Raw genomic sequence first — 25,681 nt, 5'->3', positions numbered from 1 at the left:
CCTTGACTAGATAGTATTAAAGTTCCCAATCAAGGTATTGTTTTTAACAGAATAAGAGTTTTGATTTCGTACTATAAATTCTTGGGAACAGCAGCACAAGTTAAAGATGTTTGCACCTGGGTAGAAGAATTATCAGCAACTAACTCAACTTTTCCTTGAGCATTACGTCGCCATCCTGTTGCTTGAATGGTAGTTGTTGGTGATTTAGAGATGAAGGCTGTAACTGGTTTATTTTGACGGTATGCATTAAGATTGCGGGTATCAGACCAAGTGCGATCTTTCCTCACATCTTGGCTGGGATTTTGGGGTATTCCTCCTCTTCCTGTAGCGACAAAACTACTACCACTCGTATCTGCACACCCTGCGGCAACTTTTTGGGATGGATCTGCTAAGTTTGCAGGTAATTCGACTAAGCCAGAATTGGGATCAACACCAATATTATTAACTTGTACTGTACCACTAATGCCAAATTGGGAACTAGCTGTGATATCGTTTTCTAGGGTGATTTGAGGACGGTATTCTAAGCCAATAATCCCCTGAGTGGCAATCTTAATATTACCCCCACGTCCTTGCACTGCATTGGCAATAATGTCACTGTTTTCCAATCCAGTAATAACGGGTGCATTGATGTTAACATTACCGCCATTACCCGTACCATTAGCTGTTGCAGTAATATTACTGCGATCGCGCATCAGTAAAAAATTTCCTACTTGTAAGTTGATGTCACCACCATTACCAGATGCTGTCTGTGCTTGAATTAAGCCTTGCTTTTTTAATTGAATATTATCTGCTGTAATATTGATATTGCCACCATCACCTGTACCCTCGTTCGTCACACTGATTGCGCTGCCATTGCTCAACGTCAAAGTTGGGGTGGTTACATTCACAGTTCCGGCATTCGCTGACAAGATATTTGGTAAATTGAATAGCTGTTGGATTAATACTGGAGAGAAAAGGACGGCTGAGTTAATACTGCTATTGTTAGCTTGGCTGTTTCCGTCAATCAAAATCGATTCCGTCGCATTAATGTTTAAATTTCCAGCTTCACCAATCAAGAAAGACGTAGTTGCGATCGCTCCTCCATTGAGCAATTGTAATCGGTTCGTATCCAAAGTCAAAGTTTGGGCATTGCCTGTACCAAAGGTCACTACACTAATGTTGCTATAGAGTCCTACTGAGTTATCTCCCGTGACAGTCGTATTTTTACTACGAATGTTTATCTGCCCTGTGGAACCAGCTGCAAATGTGACTGAAGAGATGGCTGCTCCCCCAGAAACCAGTAGATTGTTACTGTTAATCGAGAGATTGCCTGCTGACTGAGTACTTCGGGAACTCGTGGTCACAGAAGTGACTCCATTAGGAATGAGGGGAGTGAATCCCGATACTTCAACAGTCTCAGCATCAATCTGAATGTTGCCACTGGCAGCTAATCCAAAAGCATTGGTGTTGACTCCTGCACCTTGTGAAAGTGTTAAATGAGGAGTAATGAGATGAATAGATGAACCTATGCCAGTATTCAACCCTTCTGAGCGAATACCACTACGAACTTGAGCATTGGCTGTTGTACCAACAATATCAATCCCTTCCGAAGCCTGTAAAAAAATTTTACCCCCAGCGACATTTCCCAAATTTTTGGAAAATATAATTGAACCATCGCTGAGTTGAATGTGCCTTGCCTGCAACTGTACTGAACCAGCATTCAACGCCCCTAAACTTGCCAATGCTCCTACAGTCAGCAAGGATTGTTGGGTGAGGTTAATATCTGCAAAACTTTGTCCAGTTTCGTAACCTAACTGATAACCTTCAAAGATGGGGTTCAAATTAACAATTCCGACTCCGCTTAAACTTCCCAATTCCACCCGCCCTTGGGGTGCATTCAAGGTTGCTTCGGTGAGATTTAAGTTGCCTCCTACCAATGCGAGAGTTTTTCCTGGTTTTACCCTCAGTTCTGAGGCACTGGGGTTTTGAGTGATGGGGGCAAGGGTACTGACGGTTGTTAAAGCATGACCTGTACCTTGAACTTTAATAGGGGTTGGATTATTACCCATTTGCAAGCCAATGGGGACACTCATTGTCAACAACGGTGTCGCATTAGTATTCGTGGCACTAAATTCTATTCCATCGGCAAATTTAATACTGTTGGCAGTAGTTCCCACAAAGGAACCACCAATATTCAGTTTGGCATTTTGCCCAAATATAATCCCGTTAGGATTCATCAAAAATAAGCTGGCAGGATAATTACCGTTGAGAGTCTGAATCAAGCCATCAATATTAGAAACATTTCCACCAGTTACTCGACTAAATATAGTTGTAATATTTGGCGTATTAGTTAAATCAAAGCTGGCGGAACCACCTGTAGGCACAGAAAAGTTACTAAAACTATGAAATAAATTATTACCTTTTTCAATCCCATTGAGAATATTAAAATTATTCCCACTTGAGTTGACAATGGTGTTAGTTGTGCCATCTGGTGTGACCTGTGCATTTGCAGGGAAAATCATCCCACCTGTCAAGATTCCACTAATCAAACCCAAGTACAAGGAAGTTACCTTCATTTACACCATCTCCATTTAGACTTGTACTTAGGATTCCCTCAAAATTAGCTTTTAGTAACCGCAGCACAAGTCAATGATTGTGGTGTTGGCGCAATAGATTTATCTGCAACTAACTCAATTTTCCGTTGTGCATTACGTCGCCAGGAAGTTGCTTGCACAAAAGATGCTTGCGTTTCTATTATTTTGGCTGTGACTGGGCTATTTTGACGATATGCGTTCAAATTGCGAATATCAGACCAAGTGCGATCGCTCCTCACTTCTTGATTAGGATTTTGCGGCACACCACCGCGTCCCGTGGCGACAAAACTACTACCAGTATTTGCAGAACAGCCTGTAGCAATTTGTTGGGACGAGTCGGTAACAGTTGCTGGCAATTCAACTAAACCTGAATTGGGGTCAACACCAAAATTGTTAATATCAACTGTACCGTTGATACCAAATTGAGAACTGGCCGTGATGTCGTTTTCTGTTGTCAGTTGGGGACGATATTGCAGTCCAAAAATACCTTGAGTGGTAATGTTGATATTACCGCCATTACCTTGGACTGCGTTGGCAACAATATCGCTATTTTCTAAACCGAGGATTACAGCAGAATTAATAGTCATATTGCCACCATTACCAATACCACCTGCATTCGTCACAATTGAACTACCATGACGCATGATCAAGTCATTTGATTGAATAAAAATATTACCGCCTTCACCTTGAAAAGTTTCTGCTGTCAAGCTACCACCATTATCAAGCCGGATTGAACCTGCATTAATTTCTAGTTTTCCGGCATTGCCAACACCTTGATGATCAACGCCGACAATTGCGCCATTTGTAATCTGCAAATTTTGGGTATTAATAGTAAGAGTGCCTGTATTACCTGTAATTACATCGGGTAAGCCAAATAGTTGCCGAATTGGTGGTGCAAGCAATTCTGCCCTAGCACCGATGCGGCTAGAAAGACCGGAAATACTACCTGCGCCACTGACTTCAATGGTATCTGAAACATTGATAGTTAAATCTCCGGCATTACCGCTATTTACAGTTGAGTTAACTATGCCTCCTCCATCTTGTAACTTCAGTTTGGGAGTGTTAACAATTAACTGGCCGGCGTTTGCCTGGTTGAATGTGCCTGTAACTATGACGCTATCAGCCAAATTTTGTGGATTTTCGCCGCTAATTTCAATGAAATCACTAGCATTAATTATGGTATTACCTCCTATCCCAGTTGCCCAAGAAGAATTGCCAATTACAGCACCATTTAAAACCTGCAATGTTTTGGTAATAACTCCAACATCACCACTTTTTCCAGAACCTCTAGTAATTGTGTTCAAAGAACTAGCAAATCCGCTAACTGGTGATACACCCTCAAGCTGAAGCACATCTTTAATGTCTACAAAAATATTACTGCCTGGGCCTGCACTAAAATTGATTCCGTGAAGAGAACCACCATCCTGAAGTAATAGTTTTGCGGCAGAAACGATGATATTACCCCCTCCGCCATCGCCAAAGTTATCAGCACGTAACAGAGATTGGGGAAATTCAGGAGTACCAATTCCCCGCAATGTTAAAGATTCACTAGCATTCACACTAATATTGCCAGCATTACCACTTCCTTGATTAGTTAATAAGGCAGCAGAAGCATCATTCAAAGTAATATTTCGTCCTTGAAAGTGAATTGAACCCGCAGGAGTACCACTAGCATCAGTTAGGGATTGATGCGAAAGTTGAATATCACCAAATTGCTGAATATTACTATAATCAAAACTCCAAATAGGAGTGGAAGTATTGAGACTAACTGTGCCATTATTGGCGCTACCGAGTTCAATATGTCCAGAAGGTGCATTTAACACGCCAGCATCTAAAGTTATATTTCCCCCTACTAATGACAAAGTATTATTAGCGTTAACACTTAATCCTACGGGATTATTACTAGTATTTGGAGAAGAAATTAAAGGGTGAATTAAGAACGTCAAAAGATGTCCTGTATTCTGGACATTAATTGCACCAGAATTGCTACCCATCTGTAAACCAACAGGTACACTCATAGTTAGTAAAGGAGTTGTATTTGGGTTAACAGCGCTAAATTCTGTCCCATCGCTAAATTTAATACTATTTGCCGTCGTTCCGACAAATGAGCCACTAATATTCAAGCTGGCGTTTTGTCCAAAGACAATTCCTGCGGGATTCATCAAAAATAAACTCACAGGATTATTACTATTGAGAGTTTGAATTAACCCATCAATATTAGAAACGCTCCCACCTGTAACTCTGCTAAATACAGTCGTAATGTCAGGTGTGTTTTTTAAATCAAAACTTGCCGAGCCACCTGTCGGTACAGAGAAATTACTGAAGCTGTGAAATAAATTATTACCTTGTTGCGTGCCGTTAAGAATAGTAAAATTATTATTAATTGAGTTGACAGTAGTATTAGTACTTCCATCTGATGTTACCTGAGAATAGGCTGGTAGTACCAAGGCGGAAGTTAAAAACCCAATGGTTAATGCTCCCAGATTGGCGATCGCTTTCATAGTATTAATAATCCCTTGACTAGATAGTATTAAAGTTCCCAATCAAGGTATTGTTTTTAACAGAATAAGAGTTTTGATTTCGTACTATAAATTCTTGGGAACAGCAGCACAAGTTAAAGATGTTTGCACCTGGAATGTTATTTCTATCAAAACGGTGAGTACTGCAACGAAAAGTACAAACCATTTTCTTGGAGACTACGCTTTTCACCATCCACTGAGATCAGAGGAATTCCCCAATCGAGTCTAGCTGAGAAGTTATTGCCCTGTTTCCACAACAGCCCTAAACCAGCGCCTACCAATGTACTTGATGAGGGAGTATTACCCTTAGTATTCCAGCCTTTACCGACATCAATAAAAGGTGTGAGTTGTAAAACTCCTCCGATTTTGGTAGCCCGCACAATCGGAAATCTAAATTCTGATGAAAACAAAATGCCATTATCTGTCAGTAATGTGTCTTGGCGATAGCCCCGTACAGTTAACTGTCCACCAAGCCCAAACTGCTCTAAAGGCAGTAAGCTATCTGCTGCTAGTTGTAAATCGCCTCTGGCTAATAATAGGGTGTCTGGGGCAAATTGCCGCACCCATTGAGTCTGTCCCCGCCAAGCAAAAAAGCGGCTATCTGGGGCATCTTCATTGACATTAGCATCGAACCAATCTACGCCGAAGCTAAATTGCGATCGCGCTGCAAAAACTTGTCTATTGCTGCGTTGGGTATACTCTTGAGTAAAGCGCAAGGCGGAAATCTTCGTTTTGCCATTCTCGTCTGCACCGGGCGATAAAGGAAAGCCGCCTATATTATCAAGACCTAACTTTGTCTGGCTTTCTTGGCGTGAAAACGATAGCCCTACTGCTAATTCCTGGGTTGGTTTTTGCAATAATGGTTGTCGAAATCCAAATTCGTAAGCAGTGCTGTTTGACTGAATATCTAAGACGCTGAATGGTTTTTCAATGACGTTATTCCATCCTTGGTTATAAGCAAAAAATACAGTGCCATTGTGAGCATTAATTGGCAATGCGTAACTGGCAGCAACTGTATTACTACCATCAGTATTGGTATATCCCACACTCAGAGTATCGCCTAGCCCTAGTAAATTGGCTTCTTGCACATCTACACCCCGCCGAAAGCTGCCGACACTAGGAGACCTCCCATTATCCAAAGTGACTGTAGTGGTGAAGGTGTCTGCTTCTTCAACTTCTACGAGTAAGATATTGGTTCCTGGAGTTATACCCGTTTGCAATTCAGCAGAGAGGTTTTTAATACGTGGGTCGAGCCGGAGTAATTGCAGCTTTTCGAGTAAGCGTGGTACATTTAGAGGCTTACTAGCACCAATGCGGATGCGATCGCGAATGTATTGACTACGCAATCGCCGATTACCGACGATTTTGATTTCTGATAAACTGCCTTCGACTACCTGAATCTTGATTACTCCAGCTTCTACAGTCTGCGGTGTGATTAAAGCCCCAGTCGTGACATAGCCGTTATCAGTGTAGAGTTTACTGATGGCATCTTTGACTTGCAACAACTGGGCAAACGATACTTCTCGTTCGACAAAAGGAGCCGTAATCGGGATAAAATCTTTTGGTTGGAAAACTGTACTACCAATAACTTCAATGCGCTCAACCCGGAATTTAGCATTAAGATCATCCTCTGGTGTTGGCTGGTTTGGTAGTTGCACAGGAGGAAGTAATTGCTCTTGGTCTGATGGCTGTGATAGCGCATCTGAGGGGAAGGGAGTGATAGGGACACCTTCTATCGGACTAGGAGGAAATGTTTGAGGATTAGAAGTTTGGGCGTAAGCACAGCCCGTCTTAGACATTACCGGAGGATAGTTGCATAAGACAGCCGCTATAACAAAGCCGAATGTTAAATGTTTCGTTGTTGCTAAACGATGTTTCCAAACCAACTGCTGTCTTTGCGTATGGCAAATTATCAATTCTTTCTTCACCTCTACATACCTACGCATAAATATTGAGTTATTTTTCAACACAATTGAAATTGCTATATTCTTTTAGTATTAAGTTTTTTTACTTAACTAAATATAGGACTCATATTTGATTTCTGAAAAACCAAATTGCCTAAAAGCTTGCTATACAAAGGTTTGTTTCTCAGTATATTTAGCAAGATTCAAGTACGTTCCTATAGTTTATTTTGCGCGGCTAGTTATCTAGTTAAATTTTAATGAGTGATATATCATTCCATATAATATTCGCTGTGTTTTTTTACAACTGCCATCAGTATAAATACTATTTTTATTTTTTACTGCTGATGTAATACTGTCGGTTCGCTTATTTTTGAGGAGTGAGAAGAAACTATGTCTTGTACTGCATTAATACCTTTGCCAATTTACGAAGGTAAGTTGATGTATAAACTCTCATTTATGCGAGGCTGGGCAAAAACAATAAGTCCTAAAAATTCCTTAAAGGTTTCCCGCAAGCACAGGGCGAACGCATCTTGTCAATATAATAAGTCTCAATTATTACTAATTTCTACTTAGATAAGAAAAAAGCGATCGCTTAACCTCTCTAACACCTGCGATTACTCTCTGCTTAGTATATATGTACTATATTTAGATGCGTTCGTCCTGGAGGTAATCTGCTTTATGTTTTTTCCTCAGAACTAATTTGAGTGATACTTCGTTAACAGTTTCTGCCCTTTATCACCCATATCTTCTAGAAGTTTTTCAATCTTCTGCATAGCCATCGTGATAACCAGCCCTTTCAAGGTGTCTATTTTTGGATTATTTTTGGGATAGAATTTTAGCTGTAGAAACATGAGGTCGTTTGGAAGGACGAGTGCGTTTTAGTGCCCTTCTTGTTTTTTTGGTGTGCGAGGATGGGACACAAAAACAAATAAATTAACGTTAGCTGCCAAATGTTGAAGTATCTTGGTCAATTCAAGTAGATTCATTTTTGCGAAAACCTTCCATTCCCTTGGGGGAATTGCAATCATCATGCCACGATAAGTTCCCTTAATTTCATCAGCAAGATAATAGCTTGACACTTCTTGCTCAATTTTTTGAATACCATGTTTCAACCTTAATATACTTGACAAAAATGCCTACTTTGTATATTAAAGGCTACTTTTTTGTACTTCATATCAGTAGCTAAAAATTTATTAATATCCTCGCTTATGCATAAATTCATTGTGCTGATACGTATAGTTAATAAATAAAGGATTGCCAGCTAAATTTCCTTTTTAATAGGAGAGTAAAATGTCTAGGAGTATCTATACGTTTCTACTAATAGCATCTAGAAATATAGTAATCCGGTTTGATTACCGAATTTATTTGTGTAGGTAGGGAACAGGAAACAGGAAACAGGGAACAGTTAAGAAGGGATAGATATGTACTGAATCGTGTTCAAAAATCAAATAGGAGTCCTATATGAAATGGATGTTAGCAATCGTTCTTGTTTTAAGCAGCGTTACTTATTATCCAGCAAAGGCAACAGCTCAAACTAAACCACCAGCAACAACCAAGCAGCCCGTGCAACCAGCCAAAGGTAAAACTTCACCCCAACAACCTACCTCCCGACCAGTTTTTGTTTTGCCAAAAACACCTGAACGCTTAAGTCCAATCTCTGGGCGTAGAGCAGGAATGGGTAGTCGAGATAATTGTCCTGCGGTGACAACTGCACTTACTGCTTTAGTGCCGTTGCAAGAGGAACAAAAGATTAGTAAAAAAACAGACAAACCAATTTCGGAGATTGTAGGAGGACTAACTACTTCACAACGACCAACGTTTTGGTTTTATGTTCCCTACACTCAGGATTCAACAGCTAGTGCTGAATTTATCTTACAAGATAGTGAGGAAAACGATATTTATAGAAATGCGATCGCACTACCTCCAAAGCCAGGTGTCATAGGTGTTTCTCTTCCATCCAATAAATCTTTGCAAGTAGAGAAAACATATCGCTGGTATTTAAAAGTCTTTTGCAATCAACAACAAACGGCAAGTGTTCCTATTTATGTAGAAGGAGACATTCAAAGAGTCAATTTAGATTCTCGGATGATGCAGCAGTTGCAAACAGCAGTCGCTCCGCAACAAAAGGTTGTAATCTATGCACAAGAAGGTATTTGGTTTGATTCTCTGACTATGCTGGCACAACTGCGCCAGAAGAATCCTCATGATGCATCTGTTGTTTCGGATTGGCAAAGTCTATTAAAATCTGTCAATTTAGATAATGTTGCTACGGCTCCTCTGGTGCAATAAGGGACTTCCAACTAAAAAATATACCCTCGCTGTGCAAGCAGGGGAGGCTCTTGAGGCAGGGGAGGAAAGAATCTGAATAATTGTCTTCGAGGTAAAAATTGGATAATTTAATTTCTAGAATTTGCTAAATAATAGTAAATAGTTATCAATTAAACAAGATACCAAGAACTGTTTCTTGACGTTCCTGAATCGAGGTATGATAGCAATTTACAAAATTTCTCCCCCTGTTCCCCCTGCTCCCCCTGCCTGCCCTAACAATAATTTCCTTAACCCAAGCGTATTGCTCTACAACCAATTACCAACTAACACATAAGGTGCCCAATAAAGAGGACGAATGTATTGCGAACTAGACAGCAGCTTTAATTGAGCTTCGCGTAAAGCTTCTGCTGTAGTTTTGCCAGTTATTAACTGATGGTAGAATTGACTAATAAACAAAGCAGTGGAATCATCCCCAATCTGCCATAGGGAGGCTAAAGTACTGCGCGCCCCAGCACGCAGGGCAACTCCCGCTAATCCTAATGCAGCACGGTTATCTCCTTGTGCTGTTTCGCAAGCACTTAAAACAAGTAATTCCACTGGCTGTGTTCGTTTTTGCTCTCTGCTTTTGAGCAAGCTATCTAATTCATTGACGTAGATACGTTTATCGGCTGCTAGGATAAAAGTATCTTTTGCTTTAGAGCTAAATTGTCCGTGAGTTGCCAAGTGAACAACTTTAAAAGGTTGGGCGTTAATCGTTTTTCTTAAAGTTGTACTTTTGAAATTTTCATTCAATAATATTGTCGTTGATACCCCTGATTGCTGAATCAATTTCAGTTCAACTTTGACGTTGGGAAGTGGTGCAAACTCTTCATTTTTAGGTGGTTGCGACAGTCCTCCAGCAAGAGCGTTTAATCTTGACTGTGCTAGAGGTTTGGGGGTAAATAGTTGTAATCCTGGGCTAATGGCGATCGCGTATTTCTGGACTAAATACAATGCGCCATCATACAATGCAGACATCGGAATATTTCGTAGTGACCCGTCTGGGATAAAAACTAGAGTACTAACTCCACTCTTTTTGAGTTCATCTGCAACTGGTTTAATTAACCAATCATAAAGCTGCTGGGAAACCGCTTGAAATTTCTTATTGGCTTCAGGTTGAACTATCGTATCTCGCATTTGGGCGATCGCCTGCTCTACTTGCTGATGGTTCACTACAGAAGTTTTATGTATCAAAGGTTGGTTGGGAAGCTTGAGGATAACTTCTAATTGGTTATCTAAGATAATCGGGTAAAAAATGGCAGTATTAGGATGATCGCGGTCTACCACTTTGTCCAATACCACAAATTGGTTACTCAAGCAAGCTTCTCGGAAAAAATTGTCTAGTTCTGCCAATTGCAAAGCTTCAATTCGCTGGCGGACTTTATTTAAATCTGGTTTTCCTCGTCCTTTCTGTTGTAAAAGTAGTTCTACTGACTGGCGATAAATAGGTTCTACGCTATCACGAAAATTAAATTGTACCTCTCGGTTTACCGTAACTAAATCGGTGCGGAGAGATTGAAGAGTTGCGACTGCGGTATCATAAGCAGCGATCGCTCCTTCAGTATTCCCCTGTGCTTTGAGCAAGCGTCCTAACAGCCACTGCCAACGGTAAGCTATATCTGAAACATCGATTTTTTCAGCGATCAACAATGCTTGCTGCGTCAAATCCTGTGCCTCTTGCCATTGATTGTTTTGTTCGTAGACTTCTGCTAAACTGCCAAGCGAATATGATTGAGAACGCTCATCACCTATAGTCTTGGCTTGTTGAACGCTGTCTGCCAGAATCTGGGCGATGTTTCTTGGCTCACCAATTTTGCTGATGGTACGAGCAAAATTGATCCGTGCATAAATACCAGCTTGAGTGGTAGGCACAGTTGCAAGTTGAGATTGGATTTTAGGTATTATTGTTTTCGCTTGTCCTATTTGTTCATTTTCGATCAGCAAGCTGAGTTGATTGATTTGAGCTTGAACTTTGGCGAGTGGGTTGGATGCAGTTAAAGCCGCATTTTCATAATGAGCGATCGCGTCTTTTGTATTATCTAATACTCTAGCAGTATTACCGAGGGAAAATTCTGTTAAACTAATTTCTGGAGACAGTTGCAGACGTTGAGCTATTTCTAAGCTTTGTTGTAAGATTTGCTGGGATGACTCAAGTTCGCCTAATTGTTGTAAGACATTGCCGAGCGATCGCAAAGCTGTTATTTTGACAACTGAGTCAGGTTGAGAAATTAATTGTTGAGATACTTCATTCAATATATTTAAACTACGGCGATAAAAACCAGCAACTCGTAAAGCTTGTGCTTGGTTAATTTGGCTGCGCGTTACTCCAGCATTGTCACCTAACTTCTTCCAGATTTGCTCTGCTTGTTGTGATGTTTTTATAGATGCATCAGTTTGTCCCTGTCCTAGTTGCAATTCGCCTTGAATATTGAGAGTCTGTGCCAGAATTTCTAACAATTCAGATTTTGGATGACTGACATTCAACTTTTGATTGATCTCATCCCAGCCAAGTAAATTTAAGCTATTGTCAATAGTTGCATCAGCTTCTTTCCACGAGCCGAGTTGCTGGTATACAAGAGAGAGGTTAGTCAGTGCTGCGGCTTGTGCAAGTCTATCGCCTTCTAGTTGATAGATACGAACAGCTTGTTGGAGAACATTTACAGCTTCGGTAAAGCGTCCAGATTGATAAAGCGCTTCTCCTTGAGAGACAAGTTGCTGTGGGGTTGTAGTTGAAGGTTTAGTATTTTGAGTGTGTAATCCATTTAGTAAATTTGTCTGGGGTTTTTTGGCAAATGTACTGGGGATAATAGTTAGGGAAAAAGCAAGGGTAAATAGAACTACATTTGTTACCGCAAATCTCAGGAGTCGTTTTATCAGCATAAATGGATGCATATTTCACACCTTAGCGAGATGCAGGACAAGAAACAGGAGTTTGCCAAGAACTGTGAGGGGTGACACTAGGTACTTGTGCCACGAGTTTTACATTTCCATTACTATCAAGTATCCAACCAGTAGCTTCCACAATGGTCGTCGCTGCTGCGACTTTAGTACTATTTGAGACTGCTATTGGTTGTGACGAAATTGTTGTTTTAGCTCTTGTTACTGGTTTTGGTCTTAATCTCACCCACGCTGAGAGAGTACTTGTATCTTGTAATGGTTCAGTGGGACTTATTGGTAGTCCACCGCGTCCTGTTGAGACAAAGGAACTTTGACTTTGCCGACTGCCAGGTGTGCAGGCGGTGGAAATTTGTTGGGACGCATCAACGAGATTAATTGGGAGTTCGATTAAACCGTTAGTTGGGTCAATATCAGGTGTAGTGATTTCTACATTACCGCTCAACTCGCGAGTTGCTCCGGTGGCGGTGATGTCGCTTGTGTTTGGGGAAGGGATATCTCGAAACTGAATACCAAAGATATTTTTAGTTTTGATCCTGACATTCCCGCCACGAAAATCAGTAGAGTCGGCAGTGATATCGCTATTTTGAAAGCCAGCCAGGACATCGGTATTAATATTAATGTTGCCGCCGATAACATTTGCTCCTCTAGCGTTGGTTATGATATTGCTATTGCGACTTATAATCAAATCATTTGAGTTAATCTTAATTGTCGCCTGTTCTCTATTCGGGTCAACTTTAGGGCTGAGTGTAGTGGCGCTGAGTGAGGCATTGTTGTTTAAACGGATAGAGCGAGCACTTAATGTCATGTTGCCTGCGGTTCCTGTTCCAAGACTCTCCACGCCTACTCCTGCCCCATCCCACACTAACAAGGTATTGGTTCTTACTAGTGTAAAATTACCCGCATCCCCTGTTGAGTTTAGCCCTGAAGAAGCAAACAAGCCACTGGGATACTCACCATCAACGCTTGTACCAATGATTTGCACATCTTGGGCATCAACACTCAAATTTCCCCCCTTGCCCGCACCGAAAGTGCCAGCACTTACCTGTGCCCCTTCTCGCACTAGCAAGGTATTAGTTCTGACCATAAGATCGCCCGCATCCCCTGTTGAGTTTGACTGTGCAGAAGCAAACAAGCCACTGAAAGCCTGACCATCAGCGCTTGTACCAATGATTTGCACATCTTGGGCATCAACACTCAAATTTCCTCCCTTGCCCGCACCGAAAGTGCCAGTACCTACCTGTGCCCCGTCTCGCACTAGCAAGGTATTAGTTCTGACTGTAAGATCTCCAGCATTTCCTGTTGAGTTTTGCCGTGCAGAAGCATTCAAGACACTAGGCTGATTAGGATCGTTAGGGTTTGTACCAATGATTTGCACATCTTGGGCATCAACGCTTAAAGAACCCCCCTTGCCTTTACCAAATGTAGCAGTATTTACAACTGCTCCATTTCGCACTACTAAGGTATTAGTTTTAACCGTCAAATCACCCGCATCCCCTGTTGAGTTTGGCTGTGCAGAAGCAAACAAGCCACTGGGATACTCACCATCAACGCTTGTACCAATCAGTTGCACATCTTGGGCATCAATGCTCAAAGAACCCGCTGTACCCGTACCAAATGTACTAGATGCTACCTGCGCTCCATCTCGTACTAGCAAATTATTAGTTTTGATCGTCAAATCACCCGCATCCCCTGTTGAGTTTGGCTGTGCAGAAGCACCCAAGCTACTGGCAAACCAATTATTAGCGCTTCTACCAATGATTTGCACATCTTGGGCATTAACCCTCAAAGAACCCCCATTGCCCGCACCACCTGTACGAGCACTTACCTGTGCACCACCCGAAATTTGTAATCTGCTAGCACTTATATTGATATCACCTGCCTGTCCATTTGCTTTTGGTTCTACTTGATTAGCAATTAGACTCCCATTGTTAAGATTTATTGCGACCGTGGCATTAACCGTAATGTTTCCCGCCCTACTATTATTAGAACCCAGTCCACTCTCTATCCCTGCAAGCAGGAGACTTTGTCTTGTCATCTCTAAATTCCGGGCATTAACTGCGATACTACCACCATTGTCAGCAATCACATTTACAACAGCACCATTGCTAAGGAAAACATCGCTTCTTTCTACACTATTGGGAAAACTCAAACTTAGATTATTACCATCTCCATTCAACCCGACTGTATCGGCACTAGCTAACCCACCTAAGGAGACTCGTCCACCAAAAGCATTCAATCTTCCACCATCCATGTTCACATTGCCGCCTACTAACAGCAAACTTCGACCATCCCGGACACGTAGACCAAATGCATCTCTGCCACCAGGAGTAGATCCTGCTGGTGCAGTCGAACTATTTTGAATCGGTGCAGCCACAATTTGATTAAATAATAAAGCATTTGGGTTTACTGTTAACAACGGTGAGGGTGCTTCTGGATTCGAGGCACTGAAAAATCCCAGATTGTCAAACTTTATGGCATTCGCTGTTGTGGCCACGAAGGAACCGCCAATATTCAAACTGGCATTTTTACCAAAAATAATTCCATTGGGATTCATCAGAAACACATTGGCTGTGCCGTTAGATTTGATTAAACCATCAATATTAGAGATAGACTTACCTGTGACTCGACTAATAATATTTTGAATATCTGCGGCATTTTTAAACAAAGCCGTGCTGTTAGTAGGGACAGAAAATTCGGAAAAGCTGTGGAACAGATTAGCACCTCGTGTGGTTCCACCTTCAATAATCCTGGTATTGCCCTCTAATTTCACATTGGAATTATTTGGCAGAGTGCTGTCTGGGGTGATTTGGGCAACTGAGATATTTGCATATAAGGTAACTGCGCTGAAAATGGCAAGTCCTAGATCTTGTAACCAGTTTGGCGCAGTTTTAAAAGACATTGCATTCTCCTATAAAAAAGGAAATTTAGGTCGGAAGCTTCAATCTTGAGTATAAGTGTCAGGAGAATCAACTTATGCACAACAGAGGATATTAGCAAATTGGCACTGCTGAATCAAGTGAATAAACCAGAGCAAACGCACTTGGCATCTAAGTATAAGAATCCTTTCATAGCAGGGGTTTGAGCGTTTGATCATTGAGGCTATTTTTTCATCAATATCCTTATGCAATAAGGGTTTTACAAATTATGTGTGTTTCTCTGGTGAATAAAATTATCTCACTGCTACCAATTAAGAATTAGAAGGCAAAGCTAAAAAACTTCTGATTCCCAGCCGTGAATAAAATTATCTCACTGCTACCAATTAAGAATTAGAAGGCAAAGCTAAAAAACTTTTGATTCCTAGCCGTGAATAAAATTATCTCACTGCTACCAATTAAGAATCAGAAGGCAAAGCTAAAAAACTTTTGATTCCCAGCCGTGAATAAACTTATCTCACTGCTACCAATTAAGAATCAGAAGGCAAAGCTAAAAAACTTTTGATTCCCAGCCGTGAATAAACTTATCTCACTGCTACCAATTAAGAGTCAGAAGGCAAAGCTAAACCAACGATCGCCTTCAGTTCAAGTTCAAATTTGTCTAACATCAACAATTACGGAGTAGATATGAACAGTAAAACTTTAACAGAAGTGAGTTTCAGCGCAGTGAAAGAACTTAACGATGAGGTTGCTGCTACTTGTAGTGGAGGTGCTGTAAGTCTATGGAGGGATGCTGGCTTTCAGGGAGGGCGTCGGAATTTTCCTGGCAGTGATGCCACCCTAGTTAATAACAATTTCAACGACGTAACCTCGTCTATTCTTATTACAGGGAATCAAAGATGGAAGTTTTATAAAGATGCAAACTTTAGAGGTCCGTCTATAACTTTAGGACCAGGACGATACGCTAGACTTCCTAGAGGATTTAACGATTCAATTAGTTCTCTCAAACGCCTGTCATAGATTTGACTTCTATGCATCCGTTTTAGGAACTTTATTGTCTACACTGGTGTGAATTTCACAGGTAGATCGAGGCGTTTGGAAGCAGGTACAAAAGGTAACTTCACTGGTCCTTTTAACAACGACATCGCGTCTGTCAAACCTGCATAATCAGCTCTAGTCTATTTCATACCGTGTACTCGAATCCTTCAAAACCTCAAAGTAGAAAAGAATGCTCTCACATAAGCTTTTAGCTGAGTAACATTCTTCTCTTGCAGTTCGTAGGGGCGAGGTCTTTTTCGCTCCTACTTTTTTATTCATATCAAGATAGTACAAATAAACATCAATGGTGTTAACAGTTATCAAGTAGGAAACGGACTCGTCCACCCCTTGTTAACTGCGGCTGGTACTGATTTTTTAAACAATGAAATACCACAGTATATTGCAACACAGTGAAGAAGATTGTGGTGCAGCAAGCCTAGCCACGATCGCTAAATACTACGGACGCACCTTTGCCCTCAATCGCGTACGAGAAGCAGTAGGCACGGGAACGCGAGGAACTACACTATTAGGTTTAAGGCGGGGAGCAGAAACCCTGGGATTCCATGCCCGTCAAGTTCAAGCTACCCCGGAACTGCTTGAGAAATTAAATGAAGTCCCAATGCCCGCGATCGCTCACTGGAAAGGCTACCACTGGGTAGTATTATACGGGAAAAAGGGGAACAAATATGTCATCTCTGACCCTGCCGTTGGCATCTTGTACCTCACCTCCCAGGAGTTAATTGCGGGTTGGAGTGATGGTGTGATGCTGCTGCTGATGCCAGACGATAGCCGCTTCTATGAGCAACCAGAAGATAAAATTGGCGGTTTTGGGCGCTTTATTGCCCGCGTTATGCCCTATCGCCATCTTTTGGCTCAGGCGATCGCGATCAACTTTGCGATCGGACTGTTGTCCCTCGCCTCTCCGATCATGATGCAACTCCTCACCGATGACGTGCTAGTGCGGGGAGATACCCAACTGCTAACAACAGTGGCAATTGGCGTGATTGCCATGAACCTAATTCAAAGTGCCATTGGTTTAGTACAATCTCACCTGATCGGTCATTTTGGTCAACGGTTGCAATACGGGCTAATTCTAGAATACGGGCGAAAACTGTTACGCTTACCCCTATCATATTTTGAAGCACGTCGCAGTGGGGAAGTCGTTAGCCGGATTGCTGACGTTCATACCATCAATAATCTAGTCTCTCAAATTGTCCTTGGTTTACCCAGTCAATTTTTTGTGGCTCTGGTTTCCTTGGGTTTCATGCTCTTCTATAGTTGGCAACTGACTTTAGCTTCCGTCGCCGCCTTTGCGATCGTCACAGGAGTCAACCTGCTTTTTCTTCCCGCCTTACGCCAGAAAACCCGCAGCCTCATCGTTAAAGGTACAGAAAATCAAGGCTTTTTAGTCGAAACCTTTCGCGGTGTTCAAGTCCTCAAAACCACCCAAGCGACTCCTCAAGCTTGGCAAGAATATCAGACAAATTTTGGTCGCCTTGCTAACTTAGACTGGACTACGATGATCTTGGAGCTTTACAGCGGCACAGCCACTAGTATTCTTTCCAAATTAACGAGCATTGGCATACTCTGGTTAGGTTCTAGCTTGGTGATTAATCAGACATTATCCATCGGTCAACTGCTGGCGTACAGCGGTATGAGTGGTAGCTTTCTGGAATTTTTAGAATCAGCAGTCGGGCTAATTGATGAATTTATCGCGGCTCAAATTGTCGTTCAACGCTTGACAGAAGTGATAGATTCTACTCCAGAAGATGAAAATGACTTTAAAAAACCTTGGGCAGAAATTCCTGGCAATGCAGATATTAGTTGTTCTCAAATTAACTTTCACCATCCTGGTAGAACTGACTTGTTAGAAAACTTTTCTTTAACTATTCCTGGAGGTAAAGTAATAGCCTTAATCGGTCAATCTGGCTGTGGTAAAAGCTCTTTTGGCAAATTAATTACTGGTTTATATCAAGTTAAATCTGGTAACATTCGTTATGGCATATACAACCAGCAAGATTTATCTTTAGAATGTTTGCGACAGCAAGTTGTATTAGTTCCCCAAGAACCTCATTTTTGGAGTCGTTCGATTGTAGAAAATTTTCACTTCAGTTATCCTAACATTGGTTTTGAGGAGATAGTCCTTGCTTGTCAAATTGCTGGTGCAGATGAATTTATTAGCAAATTACCTGATAAATATCAAACTGTTTTAGGCGAATTTGGTGCAAATATTTCTGGCGGACAAAGGCAGAGATTAGCTATAGCTAGAGCAATTGTGACTGACCCACCTGTATTAATTTTAGACGAATCTACAGGCGCTCTTGACCCAATAAGTGAAACTCAAGTTTTGGATAGATTACTTAATCAGCGTCAAGGTAAAACCACAATTATGATTAGCCACCGTCCTCAAGTTATCAAACGGGCTGATTGGATTGTATTGCTAGAAGATGGGCGCTTAAAAATTCAAGGAACTCCAGAAGAATTACGTCATATTCCTGGAGAGCATTTAAGCTTTATTGATGAGATTTATGCTTCTAATAATGGTAATGGATTAAAATCTTCTTTACTTTATCGGAATTAGTTAATGTTTATTAGAGGATGTTTTAAAAGTCCTCTCGTCGGTAGCAAAACGTTTTAGATCTCCCTAAATCTCCCTTTTTAAGCTATGCGTTACCCACATCTTTATTTAAAATCTTAAAACCATTGCCCTATAAGCGTCTTACGAGCCGAAGCTTTAGGCTTACTTGACAAATAATCGTTTATTATTCTCGCTAAAACAGTGTTTTTATTGAGAATGAAAAACGAACGAATCAGGGTTCTAGAGACGTGAGTTAATACTCTCGAAATGTTAAGAAAGATGTTTATAATGGATAGCTTTTTAAGGGGGGTTAGGGGAGATCTAATAACTGCCTAAAGTCACAGCAAATTACTTTTAAAACAACCTCTTAGACATTTTAGAGATATTTATAACTTATGATTAGTAAGTCTCAAACAAATTTTTTACCCTTAGTTCAAGACAACGAGTTTCTCCCACCAATTAGTCGATGGATTACATTTGGCGGACTATTTATTGTGTTTGCCTTAGCGTTAGCTGTTCCTGTGGCTGCGATCGCTAAATATAAAGTTACGGTCAAAGGGCAAGCGGTTGTCCGTCCTGCGGGTGAATTGCCAATTGTGCAGGCGGCGATAGAAGGACAGGTAATGCAGATTTACGTCAAAGGAAATCAAACACTGCGAAAAGGAGATATAATTGCTGCTATTGATGACTCTCGATTGCAAACCAAAAAAAACCAGCTGCAAACCAATATTCAACAAGCTAGGTTACAACTAATTCAAACCGTTTCCCAAATTAATGCAATCGAGAGTCAAATTCGAGCCGAAAGCGATCGCACCAATCGGACTATCGCCTCTGCTAAAGCTGAATTGCAAGGACGCGATCGCAATTATCAAGACAAAAAAATTACCAGTATCACTGAACTTCAAGAAGCATCAGCCGATGTCAAAATGGCTCAAGAAGAATTATATGCAGGGCAAGCACAGTTACAATCAGCATTAGCTAATCTGCACGCAACTGAGGCGGCTTTAGGAGCAGCGACATCAAAGCAGAGCCGATATGAAAGTGTTGCTAAACAAGGGGCATTATCCCGCGACCAACTAGAAGAAGTCCAGCTGGCTGTCAAACAGCAACAACAAGCTGTAGAGGCGCAAAAAGCCACTTATAAAGCCCAACAAAAAACAAATGAACGGCTAAAACAAGCTGTTAATGGGGCTATTGCTAAACGCGATCGCGCTCAAGCAGCTCTCAACCCAAGCAATGCAGAGGTAGCAATGGCGACTGAACGCATTGCTCAAGAAAAAGCTGCTGGGGAAGTGAATAAAGCATCGCTAGAAAGAGAACTTCAAGCACTGATAAAACAGAAAATTGAAACTCAAAAACAATTAGAGCGCGATACTAGTGAATTCAAGCAAGCTGAAATTGACCTGAAGCAAACTACTATTACCGCTACAGCCGACGGGATTATTTCCAAGATAAATTTGAGAAACCCCGGTCAAACTCTCCGGGCTGGGGAGGAAGTTGTGCAAATTGTTCCTAGTCATGCACCTTTAGTTATCAAAGCTGCTGTCGGTTCTGAAGAAAAAGGTAAGATAAAAGTCGGTCAAAAGGTGCAAATGCGAGTTAGTGCTTGTCCTTATCCTGATTACGGTACTCTCAATGGCGTTGTCAAAGCGATTTCCCCGGATGCTATTAGTCCGCCAAAAAATGATGCTGATGCTGATACAAACTCTACCCCCAAAGCAACTGCTGTAGGTGCTTTTTACGAAGTCACAATTCAACCAGAGAAACTTGCTTTAGGTCGCGCTACAAAGAAATGTCAAATTCAATTGGGTATGGATGGCAGAGTTGATATTATTACCCGCGAAGAAACTGTACTGCAATTTGTACTCCGCAAAGCAAAATTAATGGCGGATTTTTGAGATCGTCAATCGCCAAATTGACGTTTATCGCATATTACGGAGAGACATCATGCAGGAATCAAGCGTTTATCGTTCGATCTGGAGAGAGGCTGAGGAAGAAAGAAATCGGGCGATCGCGATCAATCTCTTGCGTAGAGGAGTGGCGATCGACATTATTGCCCCTTCTGTGGGCTTATCGATTGGGAAATTCAACAACTTCAGCAGCAATTGAATGAGTCTCCACAAAATTAGCCCCAACTGTGTGGCGATGGGCTACGCCGGAGGCGATCGCGTCATAACAAAAAGGTTATCGGTGTTGTCGCAAAAGCGATCGCCCTACCACACACACTTCATTAAACGTTAGATTTGCTCAAAATCAAATCGGTATAATCAGTTGTACAATCTCTCCCATGTATGACGATACCTGCCGATTCCTTGCCGAACACTTCTCAGCCGACTTCGCCAGTTGGCTATTAGGAAAGCCTGTGACGATGACAGAACTCAAACCCTCTGAACTCTCCCTCGATCCAATTCGCGCGGATGCCCTAATTTTGCTGGAATCGGACGAATCTGTTTTGCATATTGAGTTTCAAACACTTCCCAAGAACAATATTCCATTCCGTGTTTTGGATTACCGCGTGCGAATGTACCGCAAAGATCCAACCAAACCGATGCGGCAAGTTGTGATTTACCTGAAGCAGACTAGCTCAGAGTTGGTTTATCAAACGAGTTTCACAATGGAACGCACACGACATGAATTTGATGTGATTCGGTTGTGGGAGCAACCTGCCTCACTCTTTTTGCAATATCCCGGACTGATTCCCTTTGCAGTTCTCGGTCAAAGTCTGGATGCAGAGGAAACGTTACGCCAAGCAGCTCAAAGGATGGATCGGATTTCAGATCCCGTAACACAAGCGAATCTGATGGCAGCGTCCGGGATTTTAGCTGGGCTAAAATTAGAAAATGAGGTCATTTATCGCATATTACGGAGAGACATCATGCAGGAATCAAGCGTTTATCGTTCGATCTGGAGAGAGGCTGAGGAAGAAAAGACACGGGCGATCGCGATCAATCTCTTGCGTAGAGGAGTGGCGATCGACATTATTGCCCCTTCTGTGGGCTTATCGATTGAGGAAGTTCAACAACTTCAGCAGCAACTAAATGAGTCTCCACAAAATTAGCCCCAACTGTGTGGCGATCGCGGCATAACAAATCGGTTGAAAGTCCTTCTATCAATATCTTTGGCGTTAGCAACAAGAGATGTAGAAAATTTCTAACTACGTTGAACAAACAACACAATAACACCGCTTGCAACCACAGCAAAGGCTGAGGGAATAAATGGTAACCATAACCCTTGTTTTAAAAGGATGATGCTGCCAAAAGGAGTTGCCCAAAGGGCGATCGCACAAGCTCCATATAAAATGATCGCGATCGCAAATATAGCGCATCCCTTATTGGGTAGCGAACGACACACATACCAAACAATCAAACCAGACATACTCGACCATGCCCATATCCAAACAACATCGCCCCAAAAAGGCAAAACCCCAATAATTGGACGTTCGTCTAAAACTGCACTCACAATTTGGCTGACCATTTGCGCTTGTATAAATATGCCCGGTATTTCTTGGTAAGGTTGCTGTGCAGCAGAGTCGGGAGTTGACCAAGTATCGCTGATAGTGTTAGCTGTCACTCCGATCAGAACAACTTTATCTTTGAGCAAATCAAAGTTAACTTTATCACTCAATACATCTGTCAAAGAAACTCTTTGGTAATCTGCATTCCGGTAATTAACAAGTATTTGAAATCCACCTAAATCAACTTTTTGTTGATAGCCACCACTGCGACTTGGTTTTAAACGTTTAAATATTTTAGAACCAAATTGTACATAATCTTCATTCAAATCAGGTTGAATATTTTCGTAAGATAAATAACGAGCGGCTAATTGCAACGAAAGTGAATAAGGCGTGGTACAAGCAGACGAAGGCTCTTGTGCCATCATTATAATTTGGCGACGAACGATGCCATCTGAGTCTTGAATTGCATCAGTAAAACCTTGACGTTCTACAGGAACTTTAACAGGTGGTTTAACACCTTCGGGGTCGTGTTGACGATCTTTGCCTTTACAGACAACTACCACATTTTCTTTGCTCAGTTCAGTAGCAAGTTGTATCGGCTTTGATTCATTTCGGGCTTGCCCTAACTTGTCCTGAGCGTTGGTTGCTGAGTTTAGCCTGAGCGTAGTCGTACCACTTCGTGGAAGCAAGCTACGCGCAGCGTCTTTGACAGGAAAAGGGCGCAGTCGAAGGGGGTCAGCAAAATCTCTATAAATATCCAGTCCAATGACTCGCGGTTGATACTTTTGTAGTTTATTGAGTAATTGAGCTAACGTACTATCCGAAATAGATTTTATTCCTTTTGTTGTCTCTTGTCGGGATTGAATATCTTTTTCAGTAACTTCAACAACGAGCAGTCTTGGATCTAAATCTTCCTTTGTCCGCAGGAGTAGCATTTGGTCAAAAGTTTGCAGTTCAGCTTTCTCAAAAACCCCCAAGTATCTCAAACCTATCGTTGAAAGAGTCACAATAGCAGTACTCAGCAATACAGTCCAAAGTTTGCCCTTTCGAGTCACAATTGCGCTTTTGCTCTTTGCGGTCAAAATTGTGCTTTGAGTCGAAACTTCGTCACGAGCCTTAGTGTCACTCAAACCACCGCGTAGTTCTTGCCAAGTTGTAGGAACAGTTGTCGGATTTTGGTAGATAACTGGCAACCAACTAGCACAAGGAAAGTCATTCTCCAATCCTTGAAGTCTTTCCCGTGCTTCTCGCACAGCCAGATAAAATGGCTTATTAAGAGCAAAAGCGACAAGAAAGTTTTTCAAAAATTCCTGTGCAACTAAATCTGGTACTCCTTCCCGCATCACAATCATTTGGGGAATGTTCAAATCAGCCAAATTTCGTGCCAAACCAATGCCATCACAGGAGTTGAAAATTGCCAGCTTTAAACCGTTTGTAATTGCTGTCTTCAGTGCATTTTTAAATTGATAAATTGTTAAACTCTCTGTTGGGTTGATATAAATTTTTCCTGTTTCTCCATCTGCAATACTAGTGCTATGTCCGGCAAAAAACAGAATATCCCAACTCTGATTCCACAGTTGCTCGTCAAGTTCTTTTCGTGTAGGTTGGACAAGAAACGTAGTTTGAGTATCTGTTAAACCTTGCAACCAAGAACGGTCTTTATCAATATCAATTCCAACACTGTTACCGAGAATTGCTAAAATTTTGACTCTATTTGTGGAAGATTTTCGCACTACTTGAGGTGATGCATACTCATGATTGCTTAAAGCCAATTCAGCTTTTGGGTAATTCTCAAAAAAATCCCATAGTTGCCAAGGCAATCGATGTAGTGAAGTTATGTTTGTTTCAAAAATAACTCTAATTTCATCATCTCGATTGAGTAGAGTTCTTAACTGTCTTTCAATATTTTGGAAGGATTCAGATTTCAACCAAGCGTTGATATGTGTTTTTAACTGATGACATACTTCATCGAAATCATTCACAGAAATATTGGTAATATCTTGTGAATGCATTTTTATACGTTGATTGCTGCCCAAACATTGATGGACAGCTTCGTAGAGTAACTTCCATCTTCTGTAGAGTTTGGAAAGTTCTGGTATTGCTGGCAGGCTCCCTGTTATTTTAAATAATTGGTTATTGTGCCAAAGTTGAGCCGTAACAACACCAAATCCTTGATTTAAGTCTCCTCCCAACAAGCTGAAGATAACTAGCTGACTCATTTGTCTTTTATTGTTTGTCTTTATCTAATGACTCATGACTAATGACCAATACTTCGACTTCGCTCAGTACAAGTGACTAATTACTAAATAACGAAATTTTCTATTATCTGGTAACTATCAAAAGTAACTTGGATACTAAAACATTCTCCTACTTCTCCATCAAAGCGTTTCAATTGTATGTAGTTATCTTGTTCTCTTGCTTGCACTTGCTGAATGATTGACTCTGACTCTAAAAGCAAAGCTAACTTGATATTAACAGGTAGATAGCGTTCTCCATTGGCAGGATGTAGTTGCACGCGAATATTAACTTGTTGGTTATCCTCTGGCATGAATGCAACTAATAACACTACTTTTTGAGACTCTATTTCCATTCCTAAGTCAATCAGCTTGGCTCGTTTGATACTACCAAAACCTGACCCGGAGCTACTTCTGAAATTAAGAGCTAGACTGTTGGAATTGAGGGGCAAAAATGTTTCTACTGCATCCCAAGCATTATCGTATATACCTTCTAGCCAACGACTCAGATTCACTCGCACTGGGTATGATTGTGGCTGCTGCTCTTCGACTGCGCTCAGGGTGAACCGTTGTTGGTACAAGTGCTGCCGCCACTGTTCATTCTCTAGTAACGATCCCCAAGTGCTAAATGGTACTGCCAATCTAGAGAAATGAAAAGAAGCATTGCCTAGCCGTTGCACCAGATTTTCTGCTTGCTCGGTAGATAATTGTGGTAATGGAGCTACAGCCGCTTTCATTTCTTCTTTGCTGCAAAATCGGTAACTCAAAGAGAAAGCATTCAGGTCTTTTGTTAAATGTCGTGCATCTATACAATAAGTCCTATCCACTGAGTCATAGTGAGCTAGAGATTTTAGCTCTTCATGGGTTGTGTAAGCCCAAATTCTTACCCACTCGCCATCCGGTTTGATTTGCACTGCTAAATAGTAGTCTGCTGCCCAACTAGGAATGTCTACCCATTCTTGAGGAACTTCTAACTCGCGATCGTCAATTGCTTCACTAGGAATCAATACGACTCGCCTTCCCTCTAACAAAATTGCTGTGCCATTGACAAATTCCCAAAAAGCTGGCGTATCAGGGAAACTGTACCAAATACTCGCTCTTGGAAAATCTTCAGTTGAGATCCAATCCCAGAAGGCATGGAGACAAATTTGATTTATGTAAGCGCACCAGCGACTACTAGGCGTGGCATAAACCTGGCTTTGCTGCCAGAATTGCGCCTGAATAGTTGGTGATATTTCTAACAACCATTCTCTGGGATCTGCAAATGCACAAGTCATTTTTACTACCTTGTGAAAATTACGGT

15 protein-coding genes are annotated in these 25,681 nt (G+C 41.4%); 7 read left to right on the top strand and 8 right to left on the bottom strand.

Going from position 1 to position 25,681, the window contains the following annotated elements; translation table 11 throughout:
• Positions 1-71: 71 nt before the first annotated feature.
• The 4 genes from QI031_RS28240 to QI031_RS28225 all read right to left on the bottom strand — a co-directional run bounded on the left by QI031_RS28240 (position 72) and on the right by QI031_RS28225 (position 8,108).
• A complete protein-coding gene (locus QI031_RS28240) occupies positions 72-2,555 on the bottom strand; it encodes a two-partner secretion domain-containing protein (RefSeq protein ID WP_281482872.1) in 2,484 nt (827 codons plus the stop codon).
• Between the two features lie 44 nt (positions 2,556-2,599).
• Positions 2,600-5,074, bottom strand: coding sequence for an S-layer family protein (locus QI031_RS28235; RefSeq protein ID WP_281486146.1), 2,475 nt, complete (start codon positions 5,072-5,074; stop codon positions 2,600-2,602).
• Positions 5,075-5,220: 146 nt separating this feature from the next.
• A complete protein-coding gene (locus tag QI031_RS28230; protein ID WP_281482871.1) occupies positions 5,221-7,038 on the bottom strand; it encodes a ShlB/FhaC/HecB family hemolysin secretion/activation protein in 1,818 nt (605 codons plus the stop codon).
• 836 nt (positions 7,039-7,874) lie between these two features.
• Complete coding sequence (locus QI031_RS28225) at positions 7,875-8,108, bottom strand: hypothetical protein (RefSeq protein WP_281482870.1); 234 nt, start codon at positions 8,106-8,108, stop codon at positions 7,875-7,877.
• A gap of 349 nt (positions 8,109-8,457) precedes the next feature.
• Between QI031_RS28225 and QI031_RS28220 the strand changes: the two genes are divergently transcribed.
• Entirely contained in the window at positions 8,458-9,285 is an 828-nt protein-coding gene (locus QI031_RS28220) for a DUF928 domain-containing protein (RefSeq protein ID WP_281482869.1), read from the top strand.
• A gap of 285 nt (positions 9,286-9,570) precedes the next feature.
• On the opposite strand, the gene QI031_RS28215 is transcribed toward QI031_RS28220, so the two are convergent.
• Together QI031_RS28215 and QI031_RS28210 are read right to left on the bottom strand one after the other, a co-directional pair.
• Positions 9,571-12,183 carry a CHAT domain-containing protein gene (locus QI031_RS28215; protein ID WP_281482868.1) on the bottom strand — a complete coding sequence of 871 codons (2,613 nt, stop codon included), beginning with the start codon at positions 12,181-12,183 and terminating at the stop codon, positions 9,571-9,573.
• A 22-nt stretch (positions 12,184-12,205) separates the two neighbouring features.
• Positions 12,206-15,100: a two-partner secretion domain-containing protein gene (locus tag QI031_RS28210; RefSeq protein ID WP_281482867.1), complete on the bottom strand. Its 2,895-nt coding sequence runs from the start codon at positions 15,098-15,100 to the stop codon at positions 12,206-12,208.
• 661 nt (positions 15,101-15,761) lie between these two features.
• Here QI031_RS28210 and QI031_RS31830 point away from each other — a divergent pair.
• The 6 genes from QI031_RS31830 to QI031_RS28185 all read left to right on the top strand — a co-directional run bounded on the left by QI031_RS31830 (position 15,762) and on the right by QI031_RS28185 (position 21,748).
• Positions 15,762-16,094 carry a beta/gamma crystallin-related protein gene (locus tag QI031_RS31830; protein ID WP_425525995.1) on the top strand — a complete coding sequence of 111 codons (333 nt, stop codon included), beginning with the start codon at positions 15,762-15,764 and terminating at the stop codon, positions 16,092-16,094.
• Between the two features lie 400 nt (positions 16,095-16,494).
• Positions 16,495-18,693 carry a peptidase domain-containing ABC transporter gene (locus QI031_RS28205; protein WP_281482866.1) on the top strand — a complete coding sequence of 733 codons (2,199 nt, stop codon included), beginning with the start codon at positions 16,495-16,497 and terminating at the stop codon, positions 18,691-18,693.
• 392 nt (positions 18,694-19,085) lie between these two features.
• Positions 19,086-20,588 (top strand): HlyD family secretion protein, encoded by a 1,503-nt coding sequence (locus QI031_RS28200; RefSeq protein ID WP_281482865.1) that lies wholly within the window; start codon positions 19,086-19,088, stop codon positions 20,586-20,588.
• Positions 20,589-20,637: 49 nt separating this feature from the next.
• Positions 20,638-20,799 carry a hypothetical protein gene (locus QI031_RS28195; protein ID WP_281482864.1) on the top strand — a complete coding sequence of 54 codons (162 nt, stop codon included), beginning with the start codon at positions 20,638-20,640 and terminating at the stop codon, positions 20,797-20,799.
• Complete coding sequence (locus QI031_RS28190) at positions 20,800-20,931, top strand: hypothetical protein (RefSeq protein ID WP_281482863.1); 132 nt, start codon at positions 20,800-20,802, stop codon at positions 20,929-20,931.
• A 46-nt stretch (positions 20,932-20,977) separates the two neighbouring features.
• Positions 20,978-21,748, top strand: a complete 771-nt coding sequence (locus QI031_RS28185) for an Rpn family recombination-promoting nuclease/putative transposase (RefSeq protein ID WP_281482862.1) — start codon at positions 20,978-20,980, stop codon at positions 21,746-21,748.
• A gap of 92 nt (positions 21,749-21,840) precedes the next feature.
• On the opposite strand, the gene QI031_RS28180 is transcribed toward QI031_RS28185, so the two are convergent.
• On the bottom strand, positions 21,841-24,363 hold the full coding sequence (locus tag QI031_RS28180) for a CHASE2 domain-containing protein (protein WP_281482861.1): 2,523 nt from the start codon (positions 24,361-24,363) through the stop codon (positions 21,841-21,843).
• An 83-nt stretch (positions 24,364-24,446) separates the two neighbouring features.
• On the bottom strand, positions 24,447-25,655 hold the full coding sequence (locus QI031_RS28175) for a DUF1822 family protein (RefSeq protein ID WP_281482860.1): 1,209 nt from the start codon (positions 25,653-25,655) through the stop codon (positions 24,447-24,449).
• Positions 25,656-25,681 lie beyond the last annotated feature (26 nt).

Origin of the sequence: Halotia branconii CENA392 (assembly GCF_029953635.1) — a bacterium.
In the GTDB taxonomy this organism is placed as follows: Bacteria; Cyanobacteriota; Cyanobacteriia; order Cyanobacteriales; family Nostocaceae; genus Halotia; species Halotia branconii.
This window is presented reverse-complemented; position numbering and strand designations above follow the sequence as displayed.

Excerpts from the sequence above, each read along its gene's own strand:
- QI031_RS28240 (WP_281482872.1), bottom strand. The coding sequence starts at position 2,555 with ATGAAGGTAACTTCCTTGTACTTGGGTTTGATTAGTGGAATCTTGACA.
- QI031_RS28235 (WP_281486146.1), bottom strand. The coding sequence starts at position 5,074 with ATGAAAGCGATCGCCAATCTGGGAGCATTAACCATTGGGTTTTTAACT.
- QI031_RS28230 (WP_281482871.1), bottom strand. The coding sequence starts at position 7,038 with ATGCGTAGGTATGTAGAGGTGAAGAAAGAATTGATAATTTGCCATACG.
- QI031_RS28220 (WP_281482869.1), top strand. The coding sequence starts at position 8,458 with ATGAAATGGATGTTAGCAATCGTTCTTGTTTTAAGCAGCGTTACTTAT.
- QI031_RS28215 (WP_281482868.1), bottom strand. The coding sequence starts at position 12,183 with ATGCTGATAAAACGACTCCTGAGATTTGCGGTAACAAATGTAGTTCTA.
- QI031_RS28210 (WP_281482867.1), bottom strand. The coding sequence starts at position 15,100 with ATGTCTTTTAAAACTGCGCCAAACTGGTTACAAGATCTAGGACTTGCC.
- QI031_RS31830 (WP_425525995.1), top strand. The coding sequence starts at position 15,762 with ATGAACAGTAAAACTTTAACAGAAGTGAGTTTCAGCGCAGTGAAAGAA.
- QI031_RS28205 (WP_281482866.1), top strand. The coding sequence starts at position 16,495 with ATGAAATACCACAGTATATTGCAACACAGTGAAGAAGATTGTGGTGCA.
- QI031_RS28200 (WP_281482865.1), top strand. The coding sequence starts at position 19,086 with ATGATTAGTAAGTCTCAAACAAATTTTTTACCCTTAGTTCAAGACAAC.
- QI031_RS28195 (WP_281482864.1), top strand. The coding sequence starts at position 20,638 with ATGCAGGAATCAAGCGTTTATCGTTCGATCTGGAGAGAGGCTGAGGAA.
- QI031_RS28190 (WP_281482863.1), top strand. The coding sequence starts at position 20,800 with ATGAGTCTCCACAAAATTAGCCCCAACTGTGTGGCGATGGGCTACGCC.
- QI031_RS28185 (WP_281482862.1), top strand. The coding sequence starts at position 20,978 with ATGTATGACGATACCTGCCGATTCCTTGCCGAACACTTCTCAGCCGAC.
- QI031_RS28180 (WP_281482861.1), bottom strand. The coding sequence starts at position 24,363 with ATGAGTCAGCTAGTTATCTTCAGCTTGTTGGGAGGAGACTTAAATCAA.
- QI031_RS28175 (WP_281482860.1), bottom strand. The coding sequence starts at position 25,655 with ATGACTTGTGCATTTGCAGATCCCAGAGAATGGTTGTTAGAAATATCA.